At 57.8% G+C, this 22,097-nt stretch carries 17 protein-coding genes; 11 read left to right on the forward strand and 6 right to left on the reverse strand.

Annotated features, from left to right (window positions below; genetic code table 11):
• Window positions 1–14: 14 nt before the first annotated feature.
• The gene (locus tag DV711_RS02080) at window positions 15–1,541 is read left to right on the forward strand and encodes an aldehyde dehydrogenase family protein (RefSeq protein ID WP_114693985.1); all 1,527 of its coding nucleotides are present in this window, start codon (window positions 15–17) and stop codon (window positions 1,539–1,541) included.
• A gap of 94 nt (window positions 1,542–1,635) precedes the next feature.
• Window positions 1,636–2,838: an iron-containing alcohol dehydrogenase gene (locus tag DV711_RS02085; protein ID WP_114693986.1), complete on the forward strand. Its 1,203-nt coding sequence runs from the start codon at window positions 1,636–1,638 to the stop codon at window positions 2,836–2,838.
• A gap of 25 nt (window positions 2,839–2,863) precedes the next feature.
• Here DV711_RS02085 and DV711_RS02090 read toward each other — a convergent pair whose 3' ends face one another.
• Window positions 2,864–3,889 carry an AraC family transcriptional regulator gene (locus DV711_RS02090; RefSeq protein ID WP_114693987.1) on the reverse strand — a complete coding sequence of 342 codons (1,026 nt, stop codon included), beginning with the start codon at window positions 3,887–3,889 and terminating at the stop codon, window positions 2,864–2,866.
• A 375-nt stretch (window positions 3,890–4,264) separates the two neighbouring features.
• Between DV711_RS02090 and DV711_RS02095 the strand changes: the two genes are divergently transcribed.
• Window positions 4,265–5,419, forward strand: coding sequence for a CaiB/BaiF CoA transferase family protein (locus tag DV711_RS02095; protein WP_114693988.1), 1,155 nt, complete (start codon window positions 4,265–4,267; stop codon window positions 5,417–5,419).
• A gap of 128 nt (window positions 5,420–5,547) precedes the next feature.
• Here DV711_RS02095 and DV711_RS02100 read toward each other — a convergent pair whose 3' ends face one another.
• Window positions 5,548–6,579, reverse strand: a complete 1,032-nt coding sequence (locus DV711_RS02100) for an AraC family transcriptional regulator (RefSeq protein WP_114693989.1) — start codon at window positions 6,577–6,579, stop codon at window positions 5,548–5,550.
• 165 nt (window positions 6,580–6,744) lie between these two features.
• On the opposite strand from DV711_RS02100, the gene DV711_RS02105 reads away from it, so the two are divergent.
• Genes DV711_RS02105 through DV711_RS02120 form a run of 4 tightly spaced genes read left to right on the forward strand, consistent with a single transcriptional unit; the run spans window position 6,745 to window position 12,096 of the window.
• The gene (locus DV711_RS02105) at window positions 6,745–7,953 is read left to right on the forward strand and encodes an acetyl-CoA C-acetyltransferase (protein ID WP_114693990.1); all 1,209 of its coding nucleotides are present in this window, start codon (window positions 6,745–6,747) and stop codon (window positions 7,951–7,953) included.
• Between the two features lie 28 nt (window positions 7,954–7,981).
• On the forward strand, window positions 7,982–10,129 hold the full coding sequence (locus DV711_RS02110) for a 3-hydroxyacyl-CoA dehydrogenase NAD-binding domain-containing protein (RefSeq protein WP_114693991.1): 2,148 nt from the start codon (window positions 7,982–7,984) through the stop codon (window positions 10,127–10,129).
• A gap of 32 nt (window positions 10,130–10,161) precedes the next feature.
• Window positions 10,162–11,307, forward strand: a complete 1,146-nt coding sequence (locus tag DV711_RS02115) for an acyl-CoA dehydrogenase family protein (RefSeq protein WP_114693992.1) — start codon at window positions 10,162–10,164, stop codon at window positions 11,305–11,307.
• Window positions 11,308–11,325: 18 nt separating this feature from the next.
• Window positions 11,326–12,096 carry a 3-hydroxyacyl-CoA dehydrogenase gene (locus tag DV711_RS02120; RefSeq protein WP_114693993.1) on the forward strand — a complete coding sequence of 257 codons (771 nt, stop codon included), beginning with the start codon at window positions 11,326–11,328 and terminating at the stop codon, window positions 12,094–12,096.
• Window positions 12,097–12,797: 701 nt separating this feature from the next.
• On the opposite strand, the gene DV711_RS02130 is transcribed toward DV711_RS02120, so the two are convergent.
• Entirely contained in the window at window positions 12,798–13,037 is a 240-nt protein-coding gene (locus DV711_RS02130; protein WP_114693995.1) for a hypothetical protein, read from the reverse strand.
• Between the two features lie 529 nt (window positions 13,038–13,566).
• Window positions 13,567–13,785: an EF-hand domain-containing protein gene (locus DV711_RS02135; RefSeq protein WP_114693996.1), complete on the reverse strand. Its 219-nt coding sequence runs from the start codon at window positions 13,783–13,785 to the stop codon at window positions 13,567–13,569.
• A 793-nt stretch (window positions 13,786–14,578) separates the two neighbouring features.
• Here DV711_RS02135 and edd point away from each other — a divergent pair.
• From edd to DV711_RS02150, 3 genes are read left to right on the forward strand one after another with little or no spacing between them, the layout of a single operon-like run.
• Window positions 14,579–16,417, forward strand: a complete 1,839-nt coding sequence (gene edd / locus DV711_RS02140) for a phosphogluconate dehydratase (protein ID WP_114693997.1) — start codon at window positions 14,579–14,581, stop codon at window positions 16,415–16,417.
• On the forward strand, window positions 16,414–17,409 hold the full coding sequence (locus tag DV711_RS02145; RefSeq protein WP_114693998.1) for a glucokinase: 996 nt from the start codon (window positions 16,414–16,416) through the stop codon (window positions 17,407–17,409). Before edd ends, DV711_RS02145 begins: the two co-directional genes overlap by 4 nt.
• Window positions 17,410–17,411: 2 nt before the next feature.
• Window positions 17,412–18,053 (forward strand): bifunctional 4-hydroxy-2-oxoglutarate aldolase/2-dehydro-3-deoxy-phosphogluconate aldolase, encoded by a 642-nt coding sequence (locus DV711_RS02150; protein ID WP_114693999.1) that lies wholly within the window; start codon window positions 17,412–17,414, stop codon window positions 18,051–18,053.
• A gap of 211 nt (window positions 18,054–18,264) precedes the next feature.
• On the opposite strand, the gene DV711_RS02155 is transcribed toward DV711_RS02150, so the two are convergent.
• Complete coding sequence (locus DV711_RS02155; RefSeq protein ID WP_114694000.1) at window positions 18,265–19,299, reverse strand: oxidoreductase; 1,035 nt, start codon at window positions 19,297–19,299, stop codon at window positions 18,265–18,267.
• Window positions 19,296–20,150, reverse strand: a complete 855-nt coding sequence (locus DV711_RS02160) for a D-hexose-6-phosphate mutarotase (protein ID WP_165839969.1) — start codon at window positions 20,148–20,150, stop codon at window positions 19,296–19,298. Before DV711_RS02160 ends, DV711_RS02155 begins: the two co-directional genes overlap by 4 nt.
• A gap of 466 nt (window positions 20,151–20,616) precedes the next feature.
• Between DV711_RS02160 and zwf the strand changes: the two genes are divergently transcribed.
• Window positions 20,617–22,089, forward strand: coding sequence for a glucose-6-phosphate dehydrogenase (gene zwf / locus DV711_RS02165; RefSeq protein WP_114694002.1), 1,473 nt, complete (start codon window positions 20,617–20,619; stop codon window positions 22,087–22,089).
• Window positions 22,090–22,097: the final 8 nt, after the last annotated feature.

Here is a 22,097-nt window from a genome sequence, read left to right on the forward strand (position 1 = left end):
CGGAAGATACGACCATGTCAGAGACCAACGCCCCTCGCTTCCCGCTATTGATCAACGGACAACGTTGTGAACCCAGCAATGGGCATTATGCGGATGTTATCAATCCCGCCACCGGCCAGCCCTGCGCTCAGATCGCCCATGCCAATGCCGATGATGTCGACCGCGCGGTTGCGGCCGCCCGTGCCGCGTTTAACGATGACGGTTGGCGTGATATGCATCCACAAGAGCGCTCCAAGGTACTGTACGCGATCGCCAACAAGATCATCGCCAATGCGATGGAACTGGCCGAGTTGGAAGTGACCTGCTCGGGCGGCACCATCAGCCGAGTGACCAGCCTGGACATCCCTGCGGTGGCCGATCTGTTTATGACCCTGGCTGAGGAGGTCAAATCCTATCCGTTCGTGCAGAACCTGCCGCCGCGTCCTCTGCCAGAGCCCTGGCACAGCCAGGTGGTTAAGGAACCGATCGGGGTCTGCGGTCTGATCACCGCCTGGAACTTCCCCATTCTGCTGTTTTGCATGAAGGTGGCTCCGGCGCTGGCCGCCGGTAATACCGTGGTGATCAAGGCCGCCGAGTCTACCCCGACCTCAACCCTGCGACTGGCTGAGCTTATTGCCGAAGTGGTACCCAACGGCGTGATCAACGTGGTTTCCGGTCGTGGCTCGGTGGTGGGCGAGGCGATGAGCCTGCACCCGGATGTCGATAAGATCTCCTTCACCGGTTCCACCTCGATGGGTAAGCACGTGCAGCGGAATGCGGCCGGTACCCTGAAGCGCGTTACCGTCGAGCTGGGCGGTAAAGGGCCTGCGATTGTGATGCCGGATGCCAATCTGGATCTGGTGGCCTACGGCGCCCTGTTCGGGGTTTATCTGAACGCCGGTCAGGCTTGTGAGTCGGGCACCCGACTGCTCGTTCATGACAGCGTCTACGATCAGTTGGTCGAGCGTCTGGTGGCCGTTTCCGGTCAGATCGTGGTGGGTAACCCGATGGACCCGGCCACCAGCATGGGACCGATGACCGACAGTGCCCACGGCGAAAGTGTACTGGGCTATGTGCAGTCGGCGTTGGATGAAGGCGCTCGGGTTGCCTGTGGCGGCAAGCGCCTGGAGGTTGCGGGCTGCGAAGGCGGCTTCTTCGTCGAGCCCACGGTGCTGGTGGATATGACCAACCAGATGAAGGCTGCGCGGGAGGAGATCTTCGGACCGGTGCTCTCGGTGATCCGTTTCAGCGATGCCGACGAGGCGATCGCAATGGCCAACGATAGCGATTACGGCCTCAGCGCCGGTATCTGGACCGAGGATCTGGTCAATGCCCAGCTGATGGCGAGAAAGCTACGCGCCGGTTCGGTATGGATCAACGACTGGCACATGATGCGCACCGATGCGCCGTTCGGCGGCTACAAGCAGAGCGGTTATGGCCGCGAGTTCGGTAAATACAGTATCGACTCCTATGTCGAAACTAAGGCGATCAATACGGCGTTCCAGCGCAATCCACGCCTTAAGCCGCTGTATCCGATTCTGCACAAGTGTTTTGACGCTTGATTTTGGTGATCTTTGAGTAGCGATCCCATTGACCGACTAACTTTTCCTGGATTAAGCGTCATCGTCATCCAGGGGCAGCCTTGAGGCCCGAACTATGTCAACCACAGGTTATTTCAACTTCAACATGCGCACCGTCGTGCACTGTGCACCCGGCGCCATCATCCGTCTACCCGCCCTGTTCGAAGGACTGGGTGCCAAACGTGTCGTACTGCTCAGTGATGCCGGCCTGAAACAGGCCGGTATTGTCGACCAGGTGGCGCGAGTTTTCGAAGCCAACTCCGGTGGCAGCGTCAGCCTGGTCGGGGTCTTTGCCGAGGTGGCGCCGGATGCCGCCTGCAACACCGTAAACGACGCCCTACGTTACTGCCGTGAAAACGCCGCCGACGCCATCCTGGCGTTGGGTGGCGGCAGCGTGCTGGATGCCGCGAAAGGGGTGAAGTACGCCTTGCATCACAATCTCACCGATATCAAAGAGGCGATTCAGGCCGGGATCAAGCTGGAGACCTGGCCCAAGGCGCAGCCGATGGGGATTCCCCATATCGCGGTGCCTACCACTGCAGGTACCGGAGCCGAAGTGACCACCGGTGCGGTTCTGTATAACGAGGAGGCGGGCATCAAGGGCAACCTGGTGGTTCCCTTTATCGAAGCCGATATCGCGGTGCTAGATGCCCAGCTTACCGTTGGCTTACCGCCCCATATCACCGCCCAGACCGGTATGGACGCGATGACCCACGCGCTGGAGAGCCTGGCGATCCCCCATGCCAATCACTTCACCGATGCCCATGCGCTGCTGGCGGCGCAGGTGATCGAGAAAAATCTGGTCAAGGCGGTGGAGAACGGTGCCGACATCGACGCACGTTCCTCGCTGCTGCAGTCCAGTACGATGGCCTGTAACGCGATGGTTAATGCGATGGGACCGATGCCGGTGCACAACTGCTCCCATGCGTTCGGGGCGCTGTACCATATCCCCCACGGCGAGGCCAACGGGGTACTGCTGCCGATCGTCATCGATGAGCTGCGCGACTTCTATCGTCCCAATGCCGCCCGTCTGGCGGTCGGTTTGAATCTCCATGCCGTGGCGGATGCCGACGCCGATGCGCAGCTGGATGCGGTGGTGGAGCGGCTCAACCAGATGTTGGATGAGACCGGTCAGTCCCGGACCTTCAGCCGGTTCGCCATCGACCCGAGCGAGATCGAACGTATCGTGATGGCGATCGCCACCGATCCGGTGGCGGCATTCATGCCGATTAATCCGCAGAAGATTGCGGCGATCACCGCTCGCGCCATCGGCGTATAAGTCGGATTGAGCGATGAGGGGAGGGTTACTCCTCCCCGTTCGGTCCTCGATCTCGATAGTCGGCCGGCGGTAGGCCGGTCCAGCGTTTGAATACGCGGGAAAAGCTGCTGACCTGGGAGAAGCCCAGCATGTAACTGATCTCGCTGATATTGAGGTGGCGCTGTTGGATGTACTGCAACGCCAGATCGTGTCGTAGTTCATCCAGCAGCCGTTTGTAACTGGTGCCCTGATCGCTCAGTTTGCGTTGCAGGGTCCGCAGGCTGATATGCAGTGATTCTGCGATCTGCTCCATCGGGGGTTCGCCCTGGGGCAGCTCCAGCATCAGACGGTAATAGACTTGGGCGACGATGTCGCTGCGATCAAAGCGGGCGATATATTCGGCGCAAACTTGATCATTGGTCCGGGCCAACTCCGGATTGGCGGTCGGCAGGGGCGCATCGATCTCCTGCAAATCCATCACGATGTAAAGTTCCTGTTGGCCAAAGCGTACCGGACAACGAAACAGGCGCTCAAATGGGGTGGTGTCAATCTCTGCGGCGGGACGGGGGAGTCCGACTTCCACCGGGTTCCACTGCTCGGGCATGAGGTGGCGTGCGGTCAGCACAACCAGCGCGGCAAAGGCTTCGTACTCTTCATAATGGAGGATTGGCTGGTAGGCGGGGAGGACTTTCGCTCTCAGGGTAAGGTGTTGATCATCCTCGATTAGCTCCAATGATCCGCAGGTCGTAAATATCTTGAAATAGCGCACCATGCGTTCGAACGCTTCGCGCAGGGTGCTACTGGCCCAGACCGAAAACCCCAGCGCATGCCAGGAGGTCGGACGCATCATCTTGCCGATTGACAGACCAAACGCCGGATCGCCGCTGGCATCGGTGGCCAGCCGAGTCAGGTTCGAGGAGATAGTAACCGGGAGGCGGCCGTTGGGGTCCAAGGATTGTTGCGGATCAATACCGGATGCGATCAAGATCTGATCGCCATCGACTCCGTACTCTTGAAGAGCGCGTTTGATGGCTACTGCCCAACCTGTCGCAGTGGTAGCAATATCGAGCATGGTTTACGCCTAAGTAATTATTTTTGGGAAACAGCTTATCCCAATGGCAACAGCATAGCGGCATAGCCTTGATAAATGAACCCGTTTGGGTTGCTGGCGAGACTAACGATACTGTCTATAAGACGCTCGTACTAAACTGTTTTTGTTGGTTTTTTCGCCATGTCTGGGATGTTTTCTGGCCTGAGCCCAACGCGCTGCCAGGCTGATGGGATGATGCGGATATCTCCCGCCGACCTCGCTATCGATCGAAAAATCCGGCAGGCACTTAAAGAATGTCATTTTTTGTCTGTTTTCTGCATCTCTGCTGTCATTGTTCGGCTCCCCCTGCTGGGCCAGACTTGCTGGTAAGTAGAATCTGAACAAGTGAGGTTGAGTATGGCCAAGGGCCCCCTGGAAGGCGTTAAGGTTGTTGAGATTGCCGGGATAGGTCCGGCCCCCTGTGCCGGTATGATGCTGGCCGATATGGGGGCAGAGGTCGTCCTGGTCGAGCGCAAGGTAGCCAGCGCCAATGCGGCAGGAGTGCTGCCGGATGGCGAGGGGCAGGCGATCTACAATCGGGGTAAGCGTTCTATCGCGGTGGACCTGAAGGCAGCGGCCGGGGTGGCGGTGGTGCTCGATCTGATCGCCGACGCCGACATTCTTATCGAGGGTTTCCGACCCGGCGTGATGGAGCGTCTGGGGTTGGGGCCGCAGGTCGCACTGCAACGTAACCCTAAGCTGGTGTACGGGCGACTCACCGGTTGGGGCCAGACCGGTCCGCTGGCACAGGCGGCTGGCCATGACCCCAACTATATCGCCCTGTCCGGCGCGCTTTGGTACGGCGGCAGTGCGCAGCGGGAACCGACCGCACCGCTGACACTGGTGGGTGATCTGGGGGGCGGCACCATGATGTTGCTCTGGGGCGTGATGTGCGCCCTGCACCAAGCCCGTGCCGGTGGCGAGGGGCAGGTGGTTGATGCGGCGATTACCGACGGCTCGGCCTACCTGTCGTCGTTGTTATGGATGATGTACAACACCGGCCAGATCCGGGATCAGCTCGGGGCGGGTTGGGCCGATGGTGCGGCACCCTGGAACGGGACCTACCGCTGCGCGGATGGCGAATTCATCACCCTCTGTGCGTTGGAGCCGCAGTTTTATCAGGAGTTGTTGCAACGTCTGGAGCTGGACCGGGAACCGCTGTTTGAGAAACAGTGGGATCGCAAGGCCTGGCCCGAAGCGCGGGCAAGGCTGGAGCAGCGGTTGGCGACCCAAACCCGCGATCAGTGGTGCGAACTGCTGGAGGGAACCGATGCCTGCTTTGCCCCGGTATTGAGTTTTGCCGAGGCGCCGCTGCATCCCCATAACGTCGCGCGCCAGACCTTCAGCTCGGTGAACGGTGTAACCCAGCCCAACCCAGCACCCAAACTGGGCTCCCATCAGCCGCAACTGGGAGTGCCTCCCCGTTGTGGTGAGCATTCCAAACAGGTGCTGGAAAACGCCGGTTACGCTGCCGATCAGGTGGCAGCCCTGCTGACCGAAGGTGTGATCTAAGCCTTCTTTCGGTACTCGAATTTGGTGCTCGAATTTAGTGCCCTTGGGCGCAAAGATCGCTTCATGGGAGGCTAAATGCCGGCTGAGGATCTTGCGCTCTAATCGGATGGGCTCTCATTGATCCGAGATCAGTACTTGGACTCCAACCCCTTGCGGAACTGCAACGGCGTAAACCCGGTCCAGCTTTTGAATGCACGGATAAAGGCACTCGGCTCCGAATAGCCGGCTTTCTCGGCAATTGCCTCGATACTGAGTTCGGCATTGCCCAGGTGGTGTATAGCGATATCTCGCCGCAGCTGGGCTTTGATGGTGTGAAAACTGGTGCCTTCGCACTTGAGTCGGCGTCGCAGGGTTTGGGGCGTCAGTTCCAAGGCTGAAGCTATCTCGTCCAGGCTAGGTACGCCGCTGGTGTCCTTGAAAATCTGCTGGGCCAGCAACCGGATCGCTTCGGTGGTTTCACCGCCGGCGTCGACCGGCAGGTACAGGTCCAGCGGCGCCCGTCGAATATAACTCTCCACCGCAGCTTCATTTTGAACCACCGGGTGCTTCAGATAGCCCTCGTCGAAACTCAAGCCGTTGAGGGGCTGGTTGAAAAGCACCGGAGCACCGTAGTAGGTGTACTGGTACTCCTTCAGGTATTCCGGCGGTGGGAAAGCCATCTTGACCTGGTTCAGTACGATCCGATGGTTGCCCAGCCAGCCGATAAAACGGTGAAACACCGATAGCAGAAAATCGACCGCAAAAGGGTCTTGAATCGGTTGGTCGGGGATCGGTTCCAACCACAGCCTGGCCTGTCCTTTTTGCCGCTCGAAACGGTAGTAAAAGCTGTTCTCGAACAGGTTGTAAAAGGCGATGCAGCGCTCCAGCGCCTCTTCGAGCGACGCGGCATTGACCGCACAGAGCGCCATCATCCGGAAGTGACCCAGCCGCAACGGTTTGGCAAGCAACCCGGTGACCTCGTCATTGAGTTTCCCGTTGCAGTAACGCTGCATCGCCACCACCTTTTCAACCGCGATCCGTCCCTCGGGTTGGTGCAACAGCGCCGGATCCAGCTCTTGTTTACGCAGCACCTGGTCTATATCAATACCGGCAGCCTGGGCGCCGAGAAGCTGATGGCGAACCAGTGGGGCCGAGATGGTGAAACTTTTGGTGTCGGTCATCGTGGGCGGTTCTCGAACGAAGGTGCTTTTTTGGTGATTTAGCCGGTGGCTGTTGTTACTTAATGTCTATTTTTAGTGATTATTCCGTCATTGTCCAGGCGCTTCTCGAAGGCCAGAATGGAACGAAACCGATAACCCCGATGAGGGCTTTTGACAGAGGTGAACATGGCTAATCAGGCTTATATCTACGAGGCGGTAAGAACGCCCCGCAGCAAAGGGAAGAAAGACGGTTCGTTGCATGAGGTCAAGCCGGTAACGCTGGCGGCCGGTTTGCTGCGTGAAATCCAGGCGCGTCATGATCTGGATACCAGCTATGTCGATGATGTGCTGTTGGGTTGTGTCACTCCGGTCGGCGAGCAGGGTAGCGATGTGGCCAAGGCTGCCGTGATGATGGCCGATTGGGACGAGAGCGTTGCCGGGGTCCAACTGGACCGCTTTTGTGCCTCCGGGCTGGAAGCGGTCAATACCGCGGCCCAGAAAATTGCATCCGGATGGGATCAGCTGGTGGTGGCCGGTGGGGTCGAGTGTATGTCGCGGGTCACCATGGGGACCAACGGCGGGGCACTGTTTCAGGACCCCGAGTTCATCATGGGCAAGCGTTCGGTGCCCCAGGGTGTCGGCGCCGACCTGATCGCCACCCTGGGCGGCTGGAGCCGTGAAGACGTTGACCGCTACGCGCTGGAATCCCAACGCCGTGCCACCCATGCCCGCGATAACGGCTATTTCGACCGCTCGGTCGTGCCGGTGCGTGATCGCAATGGGCTGGTCATCTTGGAAAAAGACGACTTTATCAAGCCTAACACCACCCTGGAGGGGCTGGGCGGACTGCGTGCGTCCTTTGAGAAGCTCGGTGCCATGGGCGTCGACGAGCTGATTCTGGGTAAATACCCGGAAGTGGAGCGGATCAACCATGTCCATACCCCAGGCAACTCTTCCGGCATCGTCGATGGTTCCAGTGCGGTACTGATCGGTAGCGAAAAAGCCGGTAAGGATCTGGGACTGACCCCGCGCGGTCGCATTGTGGCCGGTGCGGTACTGGCATCCGAACCCTCGATCATGCTGACCGGCCCGGGACCGGCTGCAGAGAAATGTCTCAAAACCGCCGGTCTGCGCAAAGAAGATATCGACCTGTGGGAGATCAACGAAGCCTTCGCTTCGGTCGCGCTGCGCTATATGCAGGACCTGGGCATCGACCACGAGGTAACCAATGTGTGCGGCGGCGCGATCGCGATGGGCCACCCGCTGGGGGCCACCGGCGCGATGTTGGTCAGCACCATGCTGGATGAGCTGGAACGCCGCGGCTTGAAGCGTGCGATGTTATCGCTCTGTGTGGGCGGCGGCATGGGCATCTCCACCATTATCGAGCGGGTGTAACCGGGCAGCAGGATTAGGTGACAAGACAATGAGCGTATTTAACTACCAGAAAGACAATGACGGCATCGTGACTATCACCATGGACATGACCGGACCGGTTAATGCCATGAATGCCGAGTATAGCGATGCGATGGGTGCGACGCTGGAGCGCCTGGAAGCGGAACAGGGGCTGAGCGGGGTTATCTTCGCATCAGCCAAGAAAACCTTCTTTGCCGGCGGCGATCTGAAAGAACTGTTGAAGGTGGAGCCGGGCAGCGAGGCGGAGTATTTCGCCAAGATCGAAACCGAGAAAGGTTGGCTGCGCCGGCTGGAAAAACTGCCGGTACCGGTGGTGGCAGCGATCAATGGGGCGGCGCTGGGCGGCGGATTTGAGATCTGCTTGGGCTGTAACCATCGAATCGCGCTGAATTCTCCGGCGGTTCAGATCGGGCTGCCGGAAGTTACCCTGGGGCTGTTGCCGGGGGCCGGTGGCGTGGTGCGTTTAACCAGCCTGCTGGGGCTGGAGAAGGCGCTGCCGCTGTTGCTGGAAGGTAAAAAACTGAAAGCGAACAAGGCGCTCAGCAGCGGCCTGGTTCACGAGCTGGTTGATAGTGATGAGCAACTGCTGACCCGTGCGCGCAGTTGGATTCTGGAAAACAAAGACAATGAAGAGGCCGCGGTACAGCCTTGGGATCGGAAAGGCTTCAAGATTCCCGGTGGAAATCTGAACTCACCGGCGGTAGCCCAGGCGGCCCAGTTCGCGCCCTACATGCTGATGCAGAAGACCCGGGGGCTGCTGCCGGCACCGGAGCGGATTCTGGAGACCGCGGTTGAGGCGGTCAAACTCGACTTCGACGCAGCCCTGAGGGTTGAGACCCGCAACTTTGTGTCGCTGGTGGTTTCCCCCGAAGCCAAGAACATGATCAGTGCGTTCTTCTTCCAGATGAACCAGGTCAACGGCGGTGCCAATCGGCCGTCGCAGATCGCCCCCACCCAGGTTAACAAAGTGGGCGTTATTGGCGCCGGCATGATGGGACAGGGGATCGCCAATGTGTCGGCCATGGCCGGTATCGAGGTGGTGCTCAAGGACGTTTCCCTGGCGGCCGCTGAGAAAGGCAAGTCTTACACCGAAAAACTGTTGGATAAGGCGATCGCGCGAGGTCGAGCCGATGAGGCCAAGAAAGCGGCGGTTCTGGGACTGATCACGGCGACCGACCAGGATGAGGATCTGGCCGGTTGTGACCTGATCGTCGAGGCGGTATTCGAGAAGGTCGAGCTTAAGCACCAGATTATCCGGGATAGCGAGAGCCAGCTGGCTGCGGGCGGTGTCTGGGGCTCCAACACCTCGACCCTGCCGATCACCCGCCTGGCAGAAGCCTGCGATAAACCGGAAAACTTTATCGGCATCCACTTCTTCTCACCGGTCGACAAGATGCCGCTGGTGGAGCTGATCTGTGGCGAGCAGACCAGCGATGAGACCCTGGCCAAGGCCTTCGATTACGTCCGTCAGATCCGCAAGACCCCAATCGTGGTCAACGATCACCTGGGTTTCTTCACTTCCCGTACCTTTGGCTCGCAGCTGTTCGAAGCCGCGCAGATGGTGGCCGAGGGGCTGCATCCGGTGCGGATCGACAACCTGGGCAAGGCGATCGGCATGCCGGTGGGGCCGCTGACGGTTCACGATGAGGTAAGCCAGCAGCTGACTGTGCAGATCGACGCTACCCAGACCGCGATGGGTAAGCGCCAGACCAATGCGGTCGAGCGCCCGGAAGGGATCGCGCTGCTGAACCAGATGGTTGGCGAACTGGACCGCAAGGGCCGTCATCACGGTGGTGGCTACTTCGAGTACAGCGATAACGGCAAGGCGCTTTGGCAGCCGTTGCTGGAGCGGTTCCATCGTCCGGAGCTGTCGGTCAGCGATCAGGATATCAAGGATCGACTGCTGTTCAGCAGCGTGATCGAGAGCCTTCGCTGCCTGGAAGAGGGCGTACTTCGCTCGGTGGCCGACGGCAATATCGGCTCGATCCTGGGTATCGGCGCGCCGGTCTGGACCGGCGGCTATCTGCAGTTCATCAACACCTATGGTTTGCAGGCGTTTATCGATCGCTGTGACGAACTGGCTTCACTCTATGGTGAGCGCTTCAAGGCACCCGCCATCGTCGGCGAGAAGCTGGAAGCGGGTCAAACCTTCCAGTAACACAACAATAAGAATGAGACAGGATTAACAGCATGATTCCAAGAACCGTTTACGACAGCGATCACGAGCTGTTCCGCGATAGTGTGCGCAAGTTCTTCGAAAGTGAGGCGCTGCCGTTCCACGAGCAGTGGGAGAAAGAAGGTCAGATCGACCGTGAGTTGTGGCGCAAAGCCGGCGAGCTGGGGCTGCTGGCTCCCACCGTGCCGGAGGCTTATGGCGGATTGGAACTGGATTTTCGCTACAACGCCATCGTGGGTGAGGAGTTTTCGCGTCTGGGGCTGATGGGGGTCGGTTTCGGCCTTCATTCGGATATTGCGGTGCCCTATATCGTTAACTTCGGTACCGAGGCGCAGAAACAGAAGTATCTGCCGGGTTGCGTGTCCGGCGACATCGTGACCGCCATCGCGATGACCGAGCCGGGCACCGGCTCCGACCTGCAGGGGGTTAAGACCACCGCGATACTGGATGGCGACGAGTACGTTATCAACGGCTCCAAGACCTTTATTACCAACGGTCAGCATGCGGATCTGGTGGTCGTGGTCTGCAAAACCGACCCCGGCGCCGGTGCCAAGGGCACCAGCCTGATCCTGGTGGAGGCGGGTACTCCCGGCTTCCAGAAGGGCAGCAACCTGGAAAAGGTGGGAATGAAGGCCCAGGACACCTCCGAGCTGTTCTTCCAGGACGTTCGGGTGCCGAAGGAGAACCTGCTCGGGGCCGAAGGCCAGGGCTTTGCTTACCTGATGCGGGAGCTGCCACAGGAGCGTCTGAGTATCGCCGTGTTGGCGGTTTCCCACGCCCGTTCGATCGTCGATCAGACGGTGGAATACGTCAAAGAGCGCAAGGCGTTCGGCAAATCGGTCGCCACCTTCCAAAACACCCAGTTCGAACTGGCGGAGATGGATGCCGAACTAACGGCGATGCGGGTGTTTGTCGACCGCTGTCTGGAACTGCACGTGGACGGCAATCTGGATACGGTAACCGCTTCCAAGGCCAAGCTGTTGGCTACCGAGTTGCAATTCAAGACCATCAATCGCTGCCTACAGCTGCACGGCGGTTACGGTTACATGTGGGAGTATCCGGTGGCCCGTGCCTTCGCCGACTCCCGGGTACAGTGTATCTATGGCGGTACCAGCGAAATCATGAAATTGATTATCGGCCGTGCGCTGTTGACCGAGTAAGGCCAGGGGAGACGAGTTATGGATATCAAAGGAAAAGTCGCCATCGTTACCGGTGGCGCGTCGGGCCTGGGTGAAGCGACGGTGCGCGCTTATGTCGGTAAGGGTGCCCAGGTTGCCCTGTTCGATATGAACGACACCCGCGGTGAGGCGTTGGTGGCGGAGCTTGGCGATGCGGTACGTTACTTCAACGTCAATGTTGCCGACGAAGCTTCGGTTGAAGGTGCAGTTGCAGGTGTTGTCGATGCCTTCGGCGCGGTGCATATCTGCTGTAACTTTGCCGGCATCTCGCAGAGTGCCAAAACCGTCGGCCGTGACGGCCCCTTCCCGTTGGATAGCTTTAAGCGGGTGATCGATGTCAACCTGGTTGGCACCTTCAACGTGTTGCGGCTGGCCGCAGCGCAGATGGCCATGAACGAACCGGTCAATGAAGACGGTGGCCGGGGGGTGATTATCAATACTGCGTCCATCGCCGCCTATGAAGGCCAGATGGGCCAGGCGGCCTACAGCGCGTCCAAAGGAGGGGTGGTGGGCATGACCTTGCCTATCGCCCGGGATCTGGCGTCGCTGGGGGTGCGGGTGAACACCATCGTTCCCGGTCTGATCCACACGCCGATGTTTGATTCCCTTCCCCAGGAAGTGGTCGAATCGCTGTCAGCCAGTGTGCTGAATCCGAAACGCTTGGGACGGGCCGATGAGATCGCCAAGCTGGCGGAGTTTATCGTCGAGAACGACTACCTCAACGGCGAGTGCATCCGTTTGGATGGCGGTATCCGTATGCAACCGCGCTGAGTGAAGCCGGTTTTTATCGCGCCCCGCCGTTTGGTGGGGCGTTTTTGTTTGGGACAGAGGCAGTTGGTCCCCCCTGGCGTTCGCCACATTTTCGTCGGCTATCTGTATGGCCAGGGCGGTTTGGCGGACTCCAGGGTTGTTGAGCAGCCCTATCTCAATCAGCTCATTCAGCGCTTCTGACTGGATCAGGTCCGTCAAACTGGCAGCTTGGGTAGCGCCGGTTTGTTGTTGACGCCAGGCTTCGAGGCTGTTGATAGGCTCAATCGGGCGGTTTGCGAAATCGGTTCTGCCAATTGTTGAGCAGCCCGACAGGGCCAGGGTAATACCGACGAGTCGGAGTGTTGTTGCAAGTCGCTTCATCGTTTCAGTCGCTGCAAAGGCTTTCCAGTCGTTACAGGCGTTGAAGGATAAAGACGAGGGTATTAAAGAGGCGTTAAGGCGTTGCTGATGCTGTGCCGGGAAGTGTTGGAGCCATTAGCGGCGAATATCGAGCAACAATCACGTAGGGCGTAGGGCATGGACACGGATAGCAGATAGCAGCGATGACGGGCGTCGAAACGGGCTCTGCGTCGAAGTCGGCTGCGGATAGTTTTCCGCCAGGGGGAGCGATAGATGCAAAAACGCCAACTGGTAGCTGGCGTTTGACGGGGCTAAAGGCTTAAGACGTAGACCAAGGGCTTAGTGAGAACCCTTGGGCAGCGTTAATCTTGATCGGTACTGGAGGGGCTGTACCTGTTGTAGATTGCCCGGCTTACCGGCACAAAGATAAAGAACATCACCGCGAAACTGATCAGGGGGCTTGCTTCAATGGCCAGAAGTGCTAGGTAGAGCAGGATGCCCAGAGAGCCGAGTCCGATCATGAGAATCAGGCGCAGGGCAGGGTTGGCGTTTTGTTTTGAAGCTGCTAGTTGGGCTAGTTCAGGGTTCGACGTGTTGATCATCTCTGTTATCACCTTGGGCCAGTTTGCTGTCCGGGCGTAGGGTACGGCGGGCCCGTTGTTTTACGAGTGTTCATACTCTAATGGAATAACAGCTCTTATACATAGTCTAAGTTGTCATATACATATTACGTTGCCGATGGGGTAAGCGACGATTAGTTCGTTGCCAGGCAACCTATGAATAAGGTCTAGCGAGCTGCCTTAATCCAAAAAGCGGTAAGGTCCGAGAAGTGCAATGCTTTTGGACAAGGGCCGGGGCGGGGTCGAATGCTGTCAGGGGGAAGAAGGCCGCCGTTTGGCGGCCTTTGAAGTCTTAATCAGTCGTTTTCAGGATTGATCAGCTGTAGTTTCGCAGAGACGGCACGCTGGGCTAGAAGTCGTTAGATCGATCTGGGTGGGTGACCTGGGTAGGGTAATTTTATCGATCTCGTCTGCCTGCCGCCGGGGGAGTCGCATCTTGTCCTTGATTACGACCCAGAAGGATCCCCGGCGGCTGAGGACTGGCTTAGTCGGTAGCGCCGTCAGCACCGAATTAGCTGATCTCGCTGTACTCGGCTTCGCTCAGCTTGCCGTCTTTGTCCATGTCAGACTGTACGAATACTTCGCTCAGACCGGGCACGGTTGCCGCTTCTTCGGCGCTGATAAAGCCGTCGGCGTCGGCGTCAACGGTGGTGAACTCAGGCTTCTCGGCAGCATAGGCGGCCAAGGAAGTGGTGGCAAAAGCGATGGCACATAACGTTTTAATCTTCATAAAGAATTCCTTATCAATGGGTTCTAAGTTTGTAATACACCCGAGCAGAAGTCTGACGGATAGGTATGCCTTATCAAGCATCGTGCCAACGAGTTAATATTCTTATAAATCAAAGTGTTATATTGGATTAATGATTGGGCACAGGACTGTTTCCTGTCGCTGTTTACCGACAGTGCCTAAGTGTAAATGGCTAACCTATTGTTAATTAAGCAAATTGCTCTGTTGCCGATGGCAGACACTAGGATCGGCGACGACAAGGATTGGACTGGATCGGTGGCTAGAACAGCGCCCCCAAAGGGTTGAAAGATCTCGGAGGGTTGTCTTGGAATTGTCACAAAATTGCGACATCAAGATCATCTAGTAGATTAAATCAATTAATGATCATCGTTTGAGCCCGATTCATGCCCGCTATCTAGGGCTGGGAGGAAGCAACGCGAGCCTGGTTATCTAGACACAGGAGTACCCGGCAATTCGGTGAAAACGCTGCCACTGCCACTGCCACTGCTGCAGGTCTTCTTCACTATGATTTCTAACGATTCGGCGGCATAGGTTGCAGGAGCTTCTCGATATAGGCTTTCTTAGGTTGAGTACATCGCTCCAAGCCTATTCGGTGCTCAAGAAAGCATTTTCGATAGGTGGGATTAATATCACGTAATTTAATTAGATCAATTTAGAAAAAATGATTGCAATACCGGTTCTGTGTTGGTTATCGTGTAAGTAACTTACATTTATTGAAGATGGCGAAAGCCTCTGATTGGCACCAAACTCAGGGGGACCTGAGAGGAGATAGAGCATGAATTCCAGTATTGAGTCGGTCACCGCGCGGATTATCGAGCGCAGTCGTGATTCACGTAGTGCCTACTTGGCGCGTATGGAGCAGGCGAGATCTCAGCGTCCTCATCGTTCTGTGCTTTCCTGCGGCAATCTGGCCCATGGCTTCGCTGCCTGTGGTGAGCAGGATAAATCCGAACTTAAACTGATGAACAAGGCCAACATCGCCATCGTTTCAGCTTACAACGATATGCTGTCAGCTCATCAACCATTGGAACAGTTCCCGGCGTTGATCAAGGATGCGGTTCGCGGGATGGGATCAGTGGCGCAGTTTGCTGGTGGGGTACCGGCGATGTGTGATGGTGTGACTCAGGGGCAGGACGGGATGGAGTTGAGCCTGTTCAGCCGCGATACGATCGCGATGTCTACCGCGGTGGCGCTATCGCACAATATGTTCGACGGGGTTCTCTGTCTTGGGGTGTGCGACAAGATCGTTCCCGGTCTGTTATTGGGAGCGTTGAGCTTTGGTCATCTGCCGACGGTGTTTGTCCCAGCCGGCCCCATGACGTCGGGGTTATCGAATCCGGAGAAGGCCCGTATTCGGCAGCTCTATGCCGAAGGCAAGGCCGATCGAGCCGCGCTGCTGGAGTGCGAATCCCAATCCTATCATGGGCCGGGTACCTGTACGTTTTATGGCACCGCCAATAGCAATCAGCTTTTGATGGAGTCGATGGGATTGCATCTTCCCGGCGCTTCCTTTGTTAATCCCAATACCCCGTTGCGCGATGCGCTGACCAAGGCGGCGGCTGAGCAGGTCTGCAGAATTACCGAGCAGGGCGGCGACTACCGGCCACTGGCCCAGGTGATCGACGAGAAGGCAATCGTCAACGGCATTGTGGCGCTGCTGGCCACCGGCGGTTCCACCAACCACACCATGCATCTGGTGGCGATTGCCCGCGCGGCCGGGGTGATGATTAATTGGGACGACTTTTCCGACCTGTCGGCGGCGGTTCCTTCATTAACCAAGATCTATCCCAACGGCACCGCCGATATCAACCATTTCCACGCTGCCGGCGGCATGGCGCTACTGTTCCGTCAGTTGCTGGACCTGGGGCTGTTGCATGAGGATGTGCTGACCGTGACCGGTCGGGGATTGCAGCAATATACCGAGGAGCCGTTCCTGGACGAGGATAAGCTGACCTGGCGCCCCGGCCCCGATACGTCGCTGGACCGGGAGGTGATCGCCGATATTGAGGCGCCCTTCGCTGCGGATGGCGGGGTTAAGTTAATGAGCGGCAACCTCGGTCGCGGGGTGATCAAGACCTCGGCGGTCAAGCCGCAGCATCGGGTGGTGGAAGCACCGGCGGTGATTCTGCATGATCAGAATGAGTTGGAGCCGATGTTCCAGCGGGGTGAGCTGGATCGGGACTGCGTGGTAGTCGTCCGTTTCCAGGGGCCCCGTGCCAACGGGATGCCGGAGCTGCACAAGTTGACCCCGTTTCTCGGGGTGCTGCAGGACCGGGGCTATCAGGTGGCGCTTGTGACCGACGGTCGGATGTCGGGGGCCTCCGGCAAGGTGCCGGCGGCGATCCATGTGACGCCGGAAGCCTGCCAGGGCGGCGCTTTGGCCAGGGTCCGCGAAGGTGATCTGGTCCGGCTCGATTCCCTCACCGGCGAGCTTAGTCTGCTGGTCGAGGCCGATGAGCTGGAAGCTCGCGAACCGGTTCAGGCCGACCTGTCCGCCAATCAATACGGCATGGGGCGGGAGCTGTTTGCCGGAATGCGCCGGCAGGCGACCGGTGCAGAACAGGGGGCTAGTGTGCTGTTTCAGGCGGAAGCCGCGCTGGAGGGAGTCCAGTGATCGATACCCGCTCAAGGTCCTCTCTGGTCGCCGATATCGGCGGCACCAATGCCCGTTTCGCTCTGGTGGAGCCCGGCGGACTGAATCCTACCCGGGTGCTGACGCTGGCGGTCGATGATCACTCGTCGATCGAAGCGGCGATTCGTGCCTATCTGGAGCGAGTCGGTGCCCAGCTGATGCCCCGTCAGGTCTGTCTGGCGATCGCCTGCCCCACCACCCGCGATCGAATTTCCATGACTAACAACGGCTGGTCCTTCTCCCGGATCGAATTACAAAGCGCCTTGGGGCTGGAGCGGCTGGAGATCATCAACGATTACGCCGCCCAGGCCCATGCGATTCCCAATCTGGACACCGACGGGCTGGTGCAGGTGGGTGGGGGTGACGCGTTTGCGGGGCAACCTCTGGCCATGCTCGGTCCCGGCACGGGCTTAGGTGTGGGCGGATTGGTGCTGTCAGAACAGGGCGCGGTAGCGGTCGTAACCGAAGGTGGTCACGTGGACTTCGCCCCCGCCAATGAGCTTGAGGTCGATATTCTTCGATACCTCTGGCGTCATCATGAGCACGTATCGGTGGAGCGCCTGTTATCGGGCATGGGGTTGGTCAACCTTCATCAGGCATTGGCGGAGATACGAGGACAATCCGCCGATGAATTGACCCCGGCCCAGATCAGTTCGAACGCATTGGATTGTGGCGATAGTTTGTGCCTGGAGGTACTGGAGTGCTTCTGCGCCATGCTGGGCAGTGTTGCGGGTAATACCGCCCTGACCCTGGGGGCCCAAGGTGGAGTGTATATAACCGGAGGCATTATCCCGCGCATGCTGGACTTTTTTACCAACAGTCAGTTTAGAGCCCGATTTGAATCGAAGGGACGGTTCAGGGATTACATGGCTGCAATTCCCACCTACGTGGTGACTGCCGAACATCCCGGCCTGATCGGATCGGCAGCCGTGTTGAAGAACAACGGCCTCATGGCAGGCCAAAGCGAGGAGTAGTGATGAGTACCGATGTCGATGTAATTTTGAATACCTCGCCGGTGATGCCGGTTCTGGTTATCGAACGGGTTGAAGACGCAGTTCCCTTGGCCAAAGCGCTGGTCGCGGGCGGTTTGAAAGTATTGGAAGTGACATTGCGAACGGAGGCTGCTCTTGATGCAATTCAGGCGATCTCCGTCGAGGTGGAAGGCGCTATTGTTGGGGCTGGAACCGTGACCAAGCCCGAGCAGTTGCAGGCGGTCGAAGACGCCGGTGGTGTTTTCGCCATCAGCCCCGGGGCAACGCCGGCGTTGCTGAAAGCCGGTATTGAATCCCAGCTTCCCTATCTGCCAGCCATCAGCACCGTGTCGGAGCTGATGGTGGCTATGGAATCGGGATATCGGGCCTTTAAGTTTTTCCCCGCTGAGACCAACGGCGGTGCGCCTGCGTTGAAATCCATTGCTGGTCCTTTTCCTGGGGTTCGCTTTTGTCCTACCGGCGGGATTGGGCCGGACAACTTCCTGGACTATCTGGCACTGCCCAATGTCTGTTGTGTGGGTGGATCCTGGATTGTGCCCGCCGAATTGATCCGCAACCGCGATTGGGAGGGGATTACCGCCCTGGCTGCCGGGGCGGTGGCTTTGGCCCAGGGGGGCGCTGATTGATTGGGGTAGCTCCCGCGATTTTTCATCGGAGGTCTCATCAGGTCGGCATCCGATGAAATCCAAGGTGTTGAGACAGACACCGGCTCCTTGGCCGCCACTTGTGGCGGCCTTTTTTGTGCCGGCGGTTAGTTATCCGGGTCAGCCGGATCCGTAGAAAGGAGGCGCTGAGTTTGCGCCGTATCGATCTATTCGGGGCGGTGGTTGGGGCTGTCTACGCGGGCGGCGCAAACATCTGTCCGGTTCTGCTGCTGATTTCGGCGGCTTCAATAATTCGCATCACCGCCAGTGCTTCTTCCGCCGGTACAGGGTTGGGTGCGCAGCCCATAATCGCTCCTGCCAGCTGGTGGTAGTAATGCTGGTAACCTCCGCAATTGGTGACAATGGTTTCACTACCTTCTTCTGTGTGCAGTGTGCCGTAGGCATCGGCAGTTTCTTGGGCCCAGTCATCCTCGATGGGATTCAGGCCGGCAATTAAGCGGGATTCCTGGGGATCAAGGCCAAACTTGCGGTAGCTGCCGCAGCTACCCTGCAGCTCGAATCGCAGGTTGGGGCCGGCGCAGAAGGGACTGCTTCGCAGCACGGCTTCGAGTTGGGGGTAGTGAAGCTGAACGTGAAAATAGTCGGTCACTTCGCCCCCGGCTCTTAGCGCTGGGCAACGGGCGCTAACGGCTTCGGGCATCCCAAAAAGCTGCAATGCCTGGTCGACGAGATGGGGGCCGAGATCGAACCAGATGCCGGTACCGCTGCCCGGGAGCTCACGCCAACGCTGCCGGACCACGGGGCGAAAACGGTCGAACTGGGTGTTGAAAACTCGGATGTCACCCAGGCGGCCGCTGGCAATCAGGTGTTTGAGAGTGAGGAAGTCGCCGTCCCAGCGGCGATTGTGGAACACCGATAGCAAAATCCCTTGTTGCTTGGCGAGTTCAATCAGCGTCATTCCCTCTTGCGATCGAACCACGAAGGGTTTGTCGACCACCACGTGCTTTCCTCGCTCGAGTGCTCTTTTGGCTAGGGGGAAGTGGGCGTCGTTGGGGGCCGTAATGATGACCAGCTCGGCATCGCAACGGTCGATCATTGCCTCGGCGGCTTGGTAAGCCTTGGCGTCGGGTGCGGCCTCATCCAACCCTTGCGGTTTGCTTGTGCTGACGGCCGTGACCTTGAATTGCTCCAGGGTTTGTAGAAAAGGCAGGTGGAAGGTTTTAGCTGAAAAACCATATCCAACTAAAGCCGTTTTGATGGTTTTCATGGTGCCTCGTTGGAGTTCCTGTTTGGTTCTTTGTAGGGGATTGATTCGAGTCGGGTTGTCAGCGAATGAGTTCCGCCGGGGGGAATCTGCAGTGTGTTATCCAATGCATTGGCCGACTCGACGCACAGCATCCTGGCGTAGCCATCGTCTGTCATATCGGTCATAGCGGCGGATTTAGCTTGCCAAGGGTTCCAGATTACCGTCGTTCGGCTTCTTTGTTTCTGTATTTCAATGCGGCGGCGATTGCCCGGGTCGTCAATGGTCAAGGGCGACTCGTGGTTCAGATAAACTCGGTCGGTCTCGGCGCGTATACGGACCGCCCCCTGCTGATTGACTGGCATGCCGTGACGGAGCTTGTCCTGATAACGGCTGCCCTCAAGGCCAGAAATTTGCGTGTGATGGATATCGTCGATGGCAAAGTAACTGTGCAGCGCTTCGCTGACCTGAATGTCTGTTCTGTTGCTGTTGTGGGTGGTGAGGGTCAGGGTCAGGGCCTGGCTGAGTCGGACGTTCAGCTCCAGCTTGAACCCAAAAGGCCAAAGTGCGCGCGTCGATTCGTTGTCCTCAAGGCCGAGTGTCAGGTTGGTTGAGTGATCATCGGCTTGGGATGCCAGCACCGTCCAGGCGCTGTTGCGGGCGAATCCGTGGGCCGGAAGTGTCGGGTCCGTGGGGTGGTCGCCAAACCAGGGCCAGCAGATCGGGATTCCGCCTCGGATCGCTTTACCGGTCTCGAAGCGACTGTTGTTACTCAACCACAGCACCGGCGGCTGGTTGGCAGGGGTAAATTCGATAACCTGTGCCCCCTGCAGGCAGATTTGCGCTTGGCCCTTTGAATGGTTCAGCTGAATCATGCGTAGTCCAGACCGGTCGGTAGTTGGCTCTACTCGGCCTGGGATAATAAGCGATGGATCCATGGGGAAGGCTCCTGGGTTGATAGCTGGTCTGTTGGGGGAGGTTGTCCCTCTGGCGACCCGAGCTATTCCGGTCTAGGGTTTGATCGACGACCTGGGCTGTCGGCGGTTGATATGCAATCATTGTAATTAAATTACTTCAGCTTGGGTGTTTATGTAAATTGCCCCGGCGTAATTGTTTTGCCTATTATGGATAGAATTTTCTACCCTAATGAACAGGTAAACGGCAAAAATCTTTGTTTTTAAATGATTTGTTCGTATTTGTTGGAAATAATGAAGGGTCTTTGTACCAGTCGCTAAGGGTGTTAAATAACATAATAAAGTTACCTAAAGGCTTTTTTTAGTGCTTTTTGTTGGGTAGTATGTTGCTAAGTTACGAAAAGGCCTGCTTATTAGGAGTCCGACAATGAACGCCATTCTTAAGGATCAACCCTGCGACTTTGTTCTGTTCGGGGCCAAGGGTGATCTGTCCATGCGCAAGCTCTTTCCTGCGCTCTATTACCTCTATCGAGAACAGTTGCTGCACCCGGGGACTCGCTTGGTCGGCGTAGCTCGGGGGGAGGAAAGCCGGGATGAGTTCGTTGAATCCATTAAGGCAACCCTCGTTCGCTTTGTTCCGCAGCAGGATTTTGATAATGCGGTCTGGGAGGGGGTTGCCGAACGGTTGCACTATGTGCAGGTGGATTTCGCCCAGGCCAAGGATTTTCTACGACTGGCCAAGTTCGTCGATCAGAGTGAACGGGTGATGGTGAACTACCTGGCGACACCACCGGCGCTCTACGGAGATATCTGCAAGCACCTGCATGGCGCCAATGCGCTGACCGATACCACCCGGATTATTCTGGAAAAGCCTATCGGCCATGATTTGGAGAGCTCCAAGCTTATCAATGACACCGTGAGCGAGTATTTCAATGAGGATCGCATCTACCGGATCGACCACTACCTCGGTAAGGAAACGGTACAGAATCTGATCGCTCTGCGCTTTGCCAACAACCTGTTCGGCGCCCAGTGGAATCAGAATTTTATCGACCACGTTCAGATCACTGTTTCAGAGACCGTCGGTATCGAAGGGCGTTGGAGCTACTACGACAAGGTGGGGCAGATGCGCGATATGGTGCAGAACCACCTGCTTCAACTGCTTTGCATGGTGGCGATGGACCCGCCGAGCCAGCTGTCGGCCGATGGAATCCGGGACGAGAAGCTAAAGGTGTTGCGAGCGTTGCGTCCCATCACTCAGGAAAATGTGGGTAAGCGGGCGGTACGGGGGCAGTACACCTCGGGGGCGGTCGAGGGACAGGCCTGTCCCGGCTACCATGAAGAGGAGGGTAGCCAGGGAGCGAGCAATACCGAAACCTTTGTTGCTCTGCGAGCCAGTATCGACAACTGGCGCTGGGCGGGTGTGCCGTTCTATCTGCGGACCGGTAAACGGATGCCGACGAAGATGTCTGAAATCGTCATCTTCTACAGGAACCAGCCGCACTATATTTTTGATCCCAAACAGAAGGCGATGGTCAGCAACAAGCTGATTATCCGGCTGCAACCCGATGAAGGGATTCGTTTGCAGGTGGTGACCAAGGAGCAGAGTCTGGACAAGGGTATGGCGCTACAGTCTCGAGCCCTGAATCTGAATTTTTCCGACCAGGAAGACAATCGACGTATACCCGATGCCTACGAGCGGTTGCTACTCGAGGCGATGCGTGGCAACCAGTCGCTGTTCGTCCGTCGTGATGAGGTCGAGGCTTCCTGGAGCTGGTGCGATGCCTTGATTCAAGCCTGGGAAGAGTCTCACGACGAGGTGAAACCCTATTCGGCGGGAACCTGGGGGCCGATCGGTTCCATTGCGCTGATTGAGCGTGATGGACGGTCCTGGCACGAATAGGGGGATCG

It is taken from the genome of Motiliproteus coralliicola (assembly GCF_003345655.1).
In the GTDB taxonomy this organism is placed as follows: domain Bacteria; phylum Pseudomonadota; class Gammaproteobacteria; order Pseudomonadales; family Balneatricaceae; genus Motiliproteus; species Motiliproteus coralliicola.

Coding starts and splice junctions, on each gene's coding strand:
- DV711_RS02090 (WP_114693987.1), bottom strand. CDS start 3,889: ATGCTCGATATTGCTACCACTGCGACAGGTTGGGCAGTAGCCATCAAA.
- DV711_RS02130 (WP_114693995.1), bottom strand. CDS start 13,037: ATGATCAACACGTCGAACCCTGAACTAGCCCAACTAGCAGCTTCAAAA.
- DV711_RS02160 (WP_165839969.1), bottom strand. CDS start 20,150: ATGATTCAGCTGAACCATTCAAAGGGCCAAGCGCAAATCTGCCTGCAG.
- DV711_RS02135 (WP_114693996.1), bottom strand. CDS start 13,785: ATGAAGATTAAAACGTTATGTGCCATCGCTTTTGCCACCACTTCCTTG.
- DV711_RS02115 (WP_114693992.1), top strand. CDS start 10,162: ATGATTCCAAGAACCGTTTACGACAGCGATCACGAGCTGTTCCGCGAT.
- DV711_RS02110 (WP_114693991.1), top strand. CDS start 7,982: ATGAGCGTATTTAACTACCAGAAAGACAATGACGGCATCGTGACTATC.
- DV711_RS02155 (WP_114694000.1), bottom strand. CDS start 19,299: ATGAAAACCATCAAAACGGCTTTAGTTGGATATGGTTTTTCAGCTAAA.
- DV711_RS02100 (WP_114693989.1), bottom strand. CDS start 6,579: ATGACCGACACCAAAAGTTTCACCATCTCGGCCCCACTGGTTCGCCAT.
- DV711_RS02085 (WP_114693986.1), top strand. CDS start 1,636: ATGTCAACCACAGGTTATTTCAACTTCAACATGCGCACCGTCGTGCAC.
- DV711_RS02150 (WP_114693999.1), top strand. CDS start 17,412: ATGAGTACCGATGTCGATGTAATTTTGAATACCTCGCCGGTGATGCCG.
- DV711_RS02120 (WP_114693993.1), top strand. CDS start 11,326: ATGGATATCAAAGGAAAAGTCGCCATCGTTACCGGTGGCGCGTCGGGC.
- DV711_RS02105 (WP_114693990.1), top strand. CDS start 6,745: ATGGCTAATCAGGCTTATATCTACGAGGCGGTAAGAACGCCCCGCAGC.
- edd (WP_114693997.1), top strand. CDS start 14,579: ATGAATTCCAGTATTGAGTCGGTCACCGCGCGGATTATCGAGCGCAGT.
- DV711_RS02080 (WP_114693985.1), top strand. CDS start 15: ATGTCAGAGACCAACGCCCCTCGCTTCCCGCTATTGATCAACGGACAA.
- zwf (WP_114694002.1), top strand. CDS start 20,617: ATGAACGCCATTCTTAAGGATCAACCCTGCGACTTTGTTCTGTTCGGG.
- DV711_RS02095 (WP_114693988.1), top strand. CDS start 4,265: ATGGCCAAGGGCCCCCTGGAAGGCGTTAAGGTTGTTGAGATTGCCGGG.